Origin of the sequence: Prevotella sp. E13-17, from assembly GCF_022024035.1 — a bacterium.
GTDB lineage: Bacteria > Bacteroidota > Bacteroidia > Bacteroidales > Bacteroidaceae > Prevotella.
Map to the genome: position 1 here is coordinate 3,191,438 of NZ_CP091787.1, position 11,202 is coordinate 3,202,639.

The following is an 11,202-nucleotide window of genomic DNA, read 5'->3' on the forward strand; positions in this document are numbered from 1 at the left end:
TATTTCATAGGTCAATCAAAGGAAATGCAAAGATAATTAATTAAATCCACTTTGCAAAATATTTTAAACAAAAAAGCCGTTCGCGGCTGGCGAACGGCTTTTCTATGATCAGGTCCGAGCCTCTTACTGAATGCCAAGCTTTCCCTTCCACGTCATATACCAGTTCTTCGGATCGCTGAGGTCGCGAGAAACGGGAGCAGAGCTCTTCTTACCCTTGCGCGCCTCGATGTGTTTCTTCATGAAAGCACCAGGGTTAGCCTGACGCTTGGCAAAACGCATCAGGTCGTAGTAGCGGGTACCCTCGAAGGCTAGCTCCAGCGCCATCTCGTCAAGCAGCAGACTGTCCACATAAACCTGCTGTTCGGCAGTGAGCTGACGGTACTTCGCCTCGTTGGTCTCTACGGTGTCGTTGATCAACTTATAGAACTCGTTCATAGGAGTATAACCCGAACCACGTGTGTGGATACCAATGGTGTTAGGTATCTGCTCAGCATTGCCCGTCACGAAGAAGTTGGCCGAAGCACGACGATAGTTGTTCGTGGGGAAGTCGAACGCAGCCAGCTTGATAGAGTCGGCCTCGGGAATGGTATGACCGATGGAATCGCGCAGGATAGCGTTGTCCAGTCCCTCGCTCAGCGTAGCAAAGGCTGCACGTGGGAAACCAGCCTGGTTCAGGGCCTCAGCCAAACGCAGATAAACCATCTGTTTGCGATAGATATGGATGTTATTTCTTGCATTCTCCTCTCTTTTTTCCTTGTTTAGCATGTACTTGTACTTAGAGATAACCTGCGTTGGTACAAGATCGCCCGTCACAGGATCCTTGAAGCTATTGTAATTATTGAAATTCTGACCGAAACAGAAGGGGAGACGCAAGTCGCCAGAGCGATTTAAGTCAAGTCCACTGGGTGCATAGCTGACGGTGGTACCATTATTACCCAACACACAGTTGGCCATTGAGGCAGACAGCTCCTTCAGGCGTTCAGACGCTGTGATGCTGTACTGAGCCTGGTTCTCATTCGTTGAACAGAACAGGTTACCCAATTCGCTATAATAACCCTCAGCACGGATAGAGTCGCCGGCAATCATTGTAATGAGCTCGCTTTCGTTAGAGTATGATTCACTCCCCCAGAAGTCACCACCATACGCAGTAATACCGAGCCATGATGTGGTACCCTTCGGCCACATAACAGTTGTGACGCCAACAGGATAGTTGCTGCTTGCACTCTGACCATTGCGGGTGTTAATGTAGTTATAGTAGCAAGTTGCGGCCTTGTAGTAGTCGGCAGGGGTCTTGGCACTCCACAGATAGAGGTCGCCCAGCACGATATCAATGGGGAAGTAGAAGAAGCGAGAGTCCGTATTACGGATTTTTCCAATACCGGGATACTCCGTGCGATACTGCAAGGGGATGCTCTCCAGGTCTGCAATCAACTCGCTACAGATGTAGTCCAGATCACGCTTAGGTGCTCTCTCGGCAGCCTCAGCAGCCTCCTTGGTGAGCAGAGGCTCCTCGTAGTAAGCCACCTCGCCATAGTTCAGCACCAGCTGCAGGTAGGTCCATGCACGGATCGCCTTGATGGCTGCATACTCGGTCATGAACACATACTTGTCCTGACTGTTGCGCATGTCAATCTTGGCATTGGCAATATAGTAGTTGCAGTTGTTGATAATAGCATAGTAGTCGCGTGGCGAATTATACTTATTATCATCGTTCTCCTGGAACAGGGCCAGGTCGCGAAGATCCGAACTGGCCGCATCGGTCAGGTCAACAAGGTCGCCGCGCACCTCACCCAGCAGGATGGTGCGGTCGCCAATAACCTGCAACTTGTTCAGAATACCTGTGAGCGAATACACGGTATCCGTCCAGTTGGTAAGGTGGTCCTTGTCTGTGAAGATCACGTCCTCTGCCTCGGGCTCGAAGAAGTCCGCGCAGGAAGTCATCATGGGCAGCGCCATGAAGGCAGCTGCAAAGCCGCAGCACACTGAACCAGCCCCTTTACGAAATATATTCTTGATATTCATAATCTTTTTCATTTCTTGATTCTTCAATTAAATAGCGCATTACAGATTAATCTTCACACCAGCCACGATAGAACGGCTCTGTGCCAGACGACCCAGGTCGATACCCTGACCAATCACCTTTGAAGAGGTAGAGAACTCAGGATCGGTACCAAGATACTTAGAGAATGTCAGCAGGTTGTTGCCCTGAATCCAGAACTGAACGCCCTGGATGAACTCAGAGTTGACTGGCAGGTCGTAGCTCAGAGTGGCGCTCTTCAGACGCAGGTAAGAACCATCTTCGATCCAACGGTCGCTGAAGCGGCTGTTGCCCAGAGGATCCTGGAAGGTGATGCGAGGCATGTCGGTCTGCTGACCTTCTGCCTGCCAACGGTGGTTCATCGCCGTGGTCTGGTTCATGAAGCGGCTGCCGCCCTCCAACTGTGAACGCATGTAGTTATAGACATCATTGCCCACGCTGTAGTTGAAGTTCACGTCGAGCTTGAGGCGTTTCCAGCTCAGCGAAGTAAAGATGTTACCATAAATGTCGGGATTGGGGTCACCGATGACCACCATATCCTTTTCGTCGATAACGCCATCACCGCTCACGTCGGTGAAGTGTACGTCACCAGCCTGGAAGTAGTTATGGTCCTTACCGTTGGCACCCAGAACATACAAGCCGTTGGGGTCGCTGGTACCAGCAGCCTTGGCCTCGGCTGTCGTTGCAAAGACGCCCTCTGTGCGATAGCCATAGAACACATTAGCAGGACGGCCCACCTCTGTCAGGATGGTAGCGCCATAGAGTTCTGTCTTCAGCGTCTTGTTGTTGTCGGGCAACTCAGTGATCTCGTTCTTGTAGTGACCCAGGCTTGCACCTACTTGCCACTGCCAGTCTTTCTGTGCCAGCACCTTGACGGTGGCGGTCACGTCGAAACCGTTGTTCTTCAGCTTACCAGAGTTAGACCAGTTGTCGTCCAGACCGCTCAGGAAGCCCAGCGACTGGGTGGTGAGCAGGTTGTTGGTGGTTGAGCGGAAGTAGTTCAGACTCAGAGCCAAACGGTTGTTCAGCAGACTAGACTCCACGCCGAAGTTAAAGCGACGGGTGGTCTCCCACTGAATCTTGGTATTACCAATACCGGCGAAGGTCAGTCCAGACACATCGTGCAAGAACTGATTAGCACGGAAGAAGCTGCGAGCAGCATAGTAGTCGATGTTGTCGTTACCGCTCACATCGAAACCAGCCGACAGACGCAGGTAGTCCACATTCTTAACGCCAGCCATCCAAGGCTCGTTAGAGAGCACCCATGATGCCTGAACACCAGGGAACACGCCCCAGGCAGCATCGAACAGGCGGAAATCGCCGCCATCCTGTCCGAAGAGTGTAGATCCGTCAACAGTCAGGTTAGCCTGCAAGTAGTAACGGCTCATATAGTTATATTCAGCCTGTGCATACCATGAGATAGCGTTCCAGCTCTCTTCCACACCAGTTACATCCACGTTCTTCAAGCCACCACTCATGAATGGAGTCTTGTCACTACCCGTGTTGTAGCCCAGCTGTGTGTTGCTGGTGTAGTTTTCCCAGTTCACGCGCACACCACCGAAGGCATGGATGAAGTGAGCACCATAGCGGTTGTTCCAGTCCAGACGGGTATCACTCATCACCGAGTTCTGCTTAGAAGCCAGCGAACGAACCTCGTTTTGGCGTTTGCCACCAATGCTCTTCACATAGTAATCGGGCACACCGTTCACAGGAATATAGTACTGGTTGTGAGTGTTCACCAGATTATAGCTGAAGTGCTCACTCAGCGAGAGGTTAGCACTGAACATATACTTGGGAGTCACGCTGAGGTTCAGCAGTGAGTTCTCAAAACGGTTCTTGTTCTCGGCATCCGAGTATTCCAGGATAGAAGCGGGGTTACCCAACTGCCAGTTGTAACCGGTATAGCCTTCCAAGGCCTCACGCAGGTAGGTCTCGTCGGCATTGTCCCAGTGATTGTTTGACAGCAAACCGCGGCCATAGCTGTAAGGACTCATGAAGGGGCTCTTCACATAAGCCAGAAACGAGGGAGCAGAAGGTGTGCCTTCGTCGTAGGTTGTGGGAGCACCGTCGTTACGCAGGTTGCGTGTCTGGTTAGAGAACGACGCATCGAAACGCACGCTCAGCTCTTTCAGCAGTGAGATGTCGGTGTTGAAACGCACGTTCAGGCGGTTCATCTCGTTGTTCTTCAGCGTACTGTTAGCACCTGTATAACCCACCGAGAGGTTATAGTTGGCCACATCGTCGCCACCCTCTACGTTGATGCCGTAGTTCTGGGTGAAGGCGGTCTTATAGACATAGTCCTTCCAATCCGTGTTCTGGTGGTAGGGGGTGTAGTAATAGTAGTCGGGATCCTCGTTGAGGAAGCTGAAAGTGCGGATGTTCGTGTTCGTCGTGCGCAGCATTTCAGATGCATAGCCACGATACTGCGAAGCGCTCATCATGTCATAATACTTTGGCTCCATCACCACGCCCATCGAGGCTGTTGCGGTGATACGTGTAGCCATCGACTTGTTGCGACGGGTCTGAATCAGGATGACACCATTGGCACCCTTCGAACCATAGAGGGCTGTACCATTGCGCATCACCGTCACCTTCTCGATGTCGGCGGGGTTGATACTGGTCAGCAGGTCGTTATAAAAGCCCTGATGCAGCATCTCGCGACCATACTGTTGGTCAACAATCACATCGTCGATGACCACCAGTGGCTGGGCATTCACATTCAGTGAGTTCAAGCCCTGCACGAACATCACGCTACCGACACCCGGGGTGCCACTCAGCGTCTTGGTGTAGGTCTGTGCGCCCAACTGCTTCTGAATCTCGTCCTTGATATTAATGGCACTGGTATATTTGAAGTCAGTGGCCGCATAGTCATTGCGCACGTTGGTCTTGGCATCATACTCGGCAGCGAACGTGCTGGGATAGAGACAGATGGTCTTCTGCTGCTCGACAGCCTGCAGACCGATCTTCACGGGGTTATAGTCGGGAGTGGTCACAAACAATGCCGAAGAGAATACAGGCACCTTCAACTCGTAGGTACCGTCGTCTTCTGTCAGCACACTGTAGCCATCCATCTCGGCAACACGAACGATGGCACCGCTGACAGGCTTCCGCGTGGTGGCATCGAGCACAACACCCTTGACCACACGTGTCTCGTATTGTTTTATTTTCTTAGTGAATGTGCGTGCCTTGACTTCGACGCCTTCCTCTTCGTCATCGAACTCGTCTTGCGCCCATACATTCATTGGAAGTGCCATCAGTAGCGTGATTCCAAACAATATATATTTCTTCATAGTCTTCATAATTCGTTGTTTAAAAATCATACATTAATCTACGTGTGGTTTCAAGATGACACAGTCTATACGCATCACAGCAGAGTGAGTACCAGTGTCCTGACGCGTTTCCCTACTCTTCACGTCTGTGCTTACTTCGAGCGTAATACGTGGGTTATCCTCGACCAAGCCAAAGTTTGATGTGGGGAATACATATTTCTCTGCCAGTTTCAGGTAACCAACAGACTCTGTTGGGGTTTCCAGTTTAGAGGCTAACGCCTTACCATTACCACGACCAATGATGTCACCTTCCTCATCTTTATATTTGATATAGGCAGACACCTTGGTTGGACGACGCTGATAGGGAGACACGTTCTTGGTCTCTGCCTGTGCAGGTACGGTGACCAGATAGATATCGTAAGGCACATTCGAAAGAACATCGGTGATGTTGAATACCACTGTGTGGTTAATACCCTCCTGAGGTTCAAACTCTATATACTTATTGTCTGACACCTTGTTGTAGTATGGGTTAGGTGTGTTGTCAGAGTAAGCACTGGGCACAGTCTTAGGAATAGCACTGATGGTAGGCATCGAGTCCTTGGTTTCCTCGTTGACCTGATACTTGCTGACCTCCTTGATGGCATTGCGACCTTCTGCCTCAATGACAATTGTCCGCTTGAAGGTCTCCAGTGGGTTGAAGTTCCACTGCGAGGCTTTCATCAGTTTACCATTACTGCAATCCACCTCTGTCGTGCCGCTCAACACGCCATTGGCACCACGGGGATCGAAATACTGATAATAGTGCAGCGTGTCGTTGCCCCAAAAGTAGCGACGCAACTCATAGCTGGGCACAGCACTGGTTGACATCAGCGAGTCGGTAGCAGCAGAAGCGCCGTCAAACACCGCCTTGTTGATTGTACGACTGAACACGGTTCCTTCAACAATCGCCATACGTGTGTTGACATAGTTCAGCGAGTCGATGTTGCCCACACTCAGTATTTTATCGACGGTCTTGTCGTAAACGAAGTGTTTGCTATATTCTTCCACCAGGTTCTTCCAGATATTGTTGGTGGGAGCCACCATCCAATAGGTACTGTCTTCCTTGTTCAGCAGACCGATGGTAGAGAACAGCTTGCTGGTCTGCTCAGAGATAGAGTCCAGATAGACGGTTCTACCCAGCGAGTCAATGCCGCCCTCCACACTCTTCGAAGCCATGAACTTCTTGTAGTAAAGCTGCCACTTAGAATCGCTATAGAGGGGATCGCCGCTATATAGGAAATTGCGGATACTGTCCAGTCCCTCACCCTCCGTACGGAGATACTCAAAGACGTTTGGCACAAACTTCACACTCTGGTCCAGAGTGAACAGCAGACCATTGCTATAGAGTTTATTCAACTCCTCGCCATTCTGTATGAAGTTGGCATTGGCGATGCCGCTACCAGTCAGCACATTGTACTTACCGTTCATCATGGTGATGGTGTCCTTGCTGGTGCTCGACACCGAATGGTTGTACAGTGCGATGTGGTTCTGCAAGAACTCCACCACCACCGAGTTGTCTTTATCCTCGATGCCTTGCAGTTTCTCAGTTTGATAGCGGGCAATCAGCGACTCGGTCTGTGCATCGGTGAGCGATGCGTTGGTGGGAGCAAACACGGTGAACACCTGACTGCTCTTCAGTGCCTTGTCATAGCCACAGGCCACAGCCACGCGCTTGAAGTTCGACAGGTCACTATTGTTTTCAATAGCCTGCCAGATGGTACCGCTATTAACGCCCGTTGCCGAACCCTCATAGTGGTCGTCCCATGCATCAGTACAAGCCACGAAGGTGAGGGTGGCGACCGCCAGCCCTAGCACCTTATTACATATGTTATACTTGGTAATCATAATGGTCAATTATCAATTTTACAAATCGTCTTCCATATCTCCGTCGCCATCTACGCTGTAAACGCTACGTGGCACCATCTCGAAGTAGTCGAGCATGAACTCGTTGTTGTTACCCTGCTTGCCATCACTGGCCACACGGAAGCGGATGTAGTAGTCCTTCGTGCAGTCAACCTGGGCCGTACAGAGCACACGGCGATAGGTACGCTCGTTACCTGCGAAGTAGAACTTCTCACCTGTAGAAGGATTGAAGTGGTAGGTAGAAGTACCGGCGCGATAAGCTTTCAGGTTCTTCAGGATTTTCTGCTCCTGTGCCTTCTCCAGGTCGGTCTTGCTGTTATAGTCGTTCAGCTTCTCATCGCTCTTGAAACGGCTACCCAGATACATGTCTGTATTCAAGAACTTCGTCATATCCAAGGGGATGCCCTGAGGTGTCAGGTTCTTTGGATCGGAGCCGAAGTACACCTGCATCACACCACGGGTTTCCAGTGCGCAGAAGCCCAGACGGAACTGCCATTCGCCAGAGAAGGGCACTGGTGGGATGCGGAAGGTCAGGTCGTAGTCACCAAAGAGGTTCCACTCGTCGCCCTGCCATGACCAGAAGTTGGTGTGTGGTCGGCGCAATACGAGCAGACAGTTCTTGTTGAAGTCCACACCATCCAGATAACCCAAGGGGAAGTAGAAGTTACGTCCGTTCTTAGGTGTTGAAGAGTCGTCTGGTGTCTTACTATCATCATCGGCATAAGGGTTACCCTCCTGACGCATACCATTGGTCATCACCTCAGGGAATATGCTCGAGAAGTCCATGCGGATACGCATGTTCTGCACCTTCTCCAGCACGTCCTGACTGAAAGCAATCACATCGTCGATGTAGAAATAGTGTCCGTTCAGACCATCGTGCACGGGCTTCTTCTCGACCGTAGCATCGATGTGAGCGCCTTCGAAGGTGTAGTCGGGGGCGGCATAACGGCGGTTGATGTAACGCTCACCTATCGTGCCATTACCCTTGTTGTCGTGACCAGCCTTGTCGGTGCGAACCGTCAACTGCTCAATCTTCACCATGGTATGAGGCAGCAGCGTTGGATACCAGTCCACGGGGTTGATAATGCTGGTACTGATGCCGAAGGCCTCTGCCGTCTTTGTCATCACGATAGGCGTCAAGTCGGCCGTACCAGCCACCTGACGGTTCAAGATGTGATACTGAATGAAGCGTTTCAAGGCATTGTTGTCTGCCTTCAGGTCGTTATAGCTATACTTGCCTTTGTCGTCAGCATAGTTCTCGTTGCTGTCGTAGTACAGACAAGCCAGGTCGTAGAGGGCCTTCAGCGTATCTTTATCGACGATATCGATGCCCTTCTCCTCGAACTTCTTCAAGTAAACCTCGTTAGGCTCCACGAACACCGTATAGCCGATGTTCTTCTTGTCAGGAGCGCTGGCCACCTCGTTCCAGTTATGCGACTTATAGTACTCACGGATATACTTGCTGGGATCATAGTTCTCGTCAGCCACGCCCTGAATCTCGTTGATCACGCCAGTAGCCACCAGCGCTTTGTAGAAGATAGACACCTTCGAGTTCATGCGCAGCAGGTCGCTGATCATACTATTAGACTTCTCGATGACCATATCGACGGGATGAACGATACCATTCTCCACCGAGTCGTTCTGATGGATATAGTCGCCAGAAGCCGTAGTCTTACCAAAAATGGTCTTGGTCACACCCTCCAGCAGCACGATGGCATTATCCTCGTCGTCGGTCATCTGCTCGGTAGCGATGTAACGTCCCAGGAAGTTGGCCGTCTGCAGACGGTCCTGCGACATCTCGTAAGTAGAATAGAGGTTATTGATCAGGTGCGTACGTGCAATGGTATCGCAGTCGGCATCGCTCAGTTCAGCTACGCTTGTCAGTCCTTTCTCTGCCAAGAAGGCATCAACGGCCTCGTTGGTAGGTGCGAAACAAGTGTAGTGTCCATAGCCAGCCAGCAGATCCATCAGTCCGGCACGCTCAACGATGGCTTTGAATTCGCTGAACGACTCACGATTGCTCAGATAGTCGCTCATCATCTCGCCAGTGAAGGTATAGAAATTCTCCCTGTCTGGTTCGTCAGAGCAGCTGTTCATGGTGCCCAGTGTCATGACGGCGGCCAGAGCCATCAGTATGGTTTTGATATTATTCTTGATTTTCATATCTTTCAGTTTTCAGGTTTTCAACATCATTACTCATAGCTCTGATTCTCGCCAGAACCGAACGATGGATTCTGTCTCAGGTTCTTATTCACCTTCAGCTCATCGTTGTTGATAGGCCAGAAGATGGCATCCATCTTCTTGAAGAAGTTCTGCACGAACTCGCCATTGGTGATATCGCGACGAGCCATGGCCTGCGACAGGCGCTGAGTGTTTCCGTCGCGCATTGAACAGCGCACCAAGTCATAGTAGCGTTTGCCCTCGAACATCAGTTCACGCTGGCGCTCACGGTAGATCAGGTCTTCCATCTGTGTCTTGGTCTTATAGTCCTCGCGTGCCAGCTGCACGGTGGCAATATTGTTCTGCGCAATAGAACGGTTGTTCACAGCCTGCACCAGTTTGAATGCAGCATCCAGCAAAGGTTTGTTGGTAGCCTCAATCTCGGCATCGCTACCATCCTGCGCCTTCATGCAGTAGGCCTCGGCCTCCATCAGCATGATGTCGGGCAAGCGATAGATGATCCAGTTGCTGCTGTTGTAGTGGTGATCCACATTGTTGATTTTTGCAAAGCTGTACTTATCGCTCCACAAGCCGGGTGTAGAAGAACCGGCAGTCACCATGATGTTCTTATAAGTGAACTTAGCGATGACCTCCGTCTGCGTGTTGCAGTTCACGAAGAAACGGGCATCAGCCTTCATGTTCTTATCCTCATAGATCGTGCGGTTGCTTGTCAGCGAGTAGTCGCCAATCACAACGGTAGAAGGCTGCAGGTGTCCGGCGTTGGTGTCGTTGCCGTAGAACACGCTGACGGCCGAGTTGCCCAACATCGTTTTACCAGCCTCATCTTTGTCAAAGATCAGTTCGAAGATTGTCTCCAAGCTGTTTCCTGTGACGAAGATATTTTGATAGGCATTGCCATAGGTGGTGCTGCTGATGGCATTGTTCACCAGCGGATAGCCATTCGTACGCTCAAAGTTTCCACTGTTCTGTGAACCCATCGACGTGCTGTTTGACTGCTGTTCCTTGCTCAGGTTCAGCTTGTCGTTGATGACCCATTCAGCACAGCGGATACAGTTGTCGTAGTCTTGTTTCCACAGATACATCTCGCACAGCATGGCATAGATAGCACACTTGGTGATGCGTCCAGTCTGATACAATGGTTTGGTCGTTGGATAGCGCGTAATGGCATTCTCCTTCACAGCCTCCAGGTCGGCAATCAGCTTGTCGAGGATGGTGTAGAAAGGTGTTGCCGGCAGATCCATCTCCTGGTCATCGTCCAGATAGACCTCTTCAGTATAAGGCACATCACGGAACGTGCGGATCAGATAGAAATAGCACAGTGAGCGCAGAGCCGTCATCTCGGCAATCGTGGCTTTCATCTCGCTCTCCGTGTAGCCCGGGTCACGCTCTGCCACCGTGGGTGCATAGTTAATCACCGTGTTACAACGGTTAATGATATTATAGAACCCGTCCCATGTGGTATAGGGGTTCATGGCGGTAATGTTCTCGTTGAGCACATACGACAAGTTCACATCTTTATCGATGCTACCACCTGCCATCACGTTCTCGCTTCGGCCCTCGCCCCATACAATCATGCGGCGGATGATGGGATCGGCCTCCAGACCTGAGTAGCAGCCAGCCACGATAGCATCGATGTCGGCTTTCTCATTCCAGAAGTCCTCCAGCACAATCTCGTTCTGTGGTTTGATTTCCAGGAAATCGCTGCACGAAGAGAAGAGGAGCCCCGAGAATGGAACCAGCAGCGCCAGTCCCTTCACCTTATTATATATATTATAGCTTCTCATAATAGTCATGTTTTGTTTCGATTATCAA

Annotated in this window: 5 protein-coding genes; all 5 read right to left on the bottom strand. The window is 50.9% G+C overall.

What is annotated here, in order from left to right; translation table 11 throughout:
• Positions 1 to 123: 123 nt before the first annotated feature.
• From L6472_RS12730 to L6472_RS12750, 5 genes are read right to left on the bottom strand one after another with little or no spacing between them, the layout of a single operon-like run.
• Positions 124 to 2,022, bottom strand: a complete 1,899-nt coding sequence (locus tag L6472_RS12730; RefSeq protein ID WP_237805681.1) for a RagB/SusD family nutrient uptake outer membrane protein — start codon at positions 2,020 to 2,022, stop codon at positions 124 to 126.
• Positions 2,023 to 2,061: 39 nt separating this feature from the next.
• Entirely contained in the window at positions 2,062 to 5,328 is a 3,267-nt protein-coding gene (locus L6472_RS12735; protein ID WP_237805683.1) for a SusC/RagA family TonB-linked outer membrane protein, read from the bottom strand.
• A 33-nt stretch (positions 5,329 to 5,361) separates the two neighbouring features.
• Positions 5,362 to 7,191: a fasciclin domain-containing protein gene (locus tag L6472_RS12740; protein ID WP_237805685.1), complete on the bottom strand. Its 1,830-nt coding sequence runs from the start codon at positions 7,189 to 7,191 to the stop codon at positions 5,362 to 5,364.
• 18 nt (positions 7,192 to 7,209) lie between these two features.
• Positions 7,210 to 9,372 carry a fasciclin domain-containing protein gene (locus L6472_RS12745; protein ID WP_237805687.1) on the bottom strand — a complete coding sequence of 721 codons (2,163 nt, stop codon included), beginning with the start codon at positions 9,370 to 9,372 and terminating at the stop codon, positions 7,210 to 7,212.
• A gap of 29 nt (positions 9,373 to 9,401) precedes the next feature.
• Positions 9,402 to 11,174 carry a RagB/SusD family nutrient uptake outer membrane protein gene (locus L6472_RS12750; protein ID WP_237805690.1) on the bottom strand — a complete coding sequence of 591 codons (1,773 nt, stop codon included), beginning with the start codon at positions 11,172 to 11,174 and terminating at the stop codon, positions 9,402 to 9,404.
• Positions 11,175 to 11,202 lie beyond the last annotated feature (28 nt).

Bases quoted from the DNA above. Each gene is read 5' to 3' on its own strand.
- L6472_RS12730 (WP_237805681.1), bottom strand. From the start codon at position 2,022: ATGAATATCAAGAATATATTTCGTAAAGGGGCTGGTTCAGTGTGCTGC.
- L6472_RS12735 (WP_237805683.1), bottom strand. From the start codon at position 5,328: ATGAAGAAATATATATTGTTTGGAATCACGCTACTGATGGCACTTCCA.
- L6472_RS12740 (WP_237805685.1), bottom strand. From the start codon at position 7,191: ATGATTACCAAGTATAACATATGTAATAAGGTGCTAGGGCTGGCGGTC.
- L6472_RS12745 (WP_237805687.1), bottom strand. From the start codon at position 9,372: ATGAAAATCAAGAATAATATCAAAACCATACTGATGGCTCTGGCCGCC.
- L6472_RS12750 (WP_237805690.1), bottom strand. From the start codon at position 11,174: ATGAGAAGCTATAATATATATAATAAGGTGAAGGGACTGGCGCTGCTG.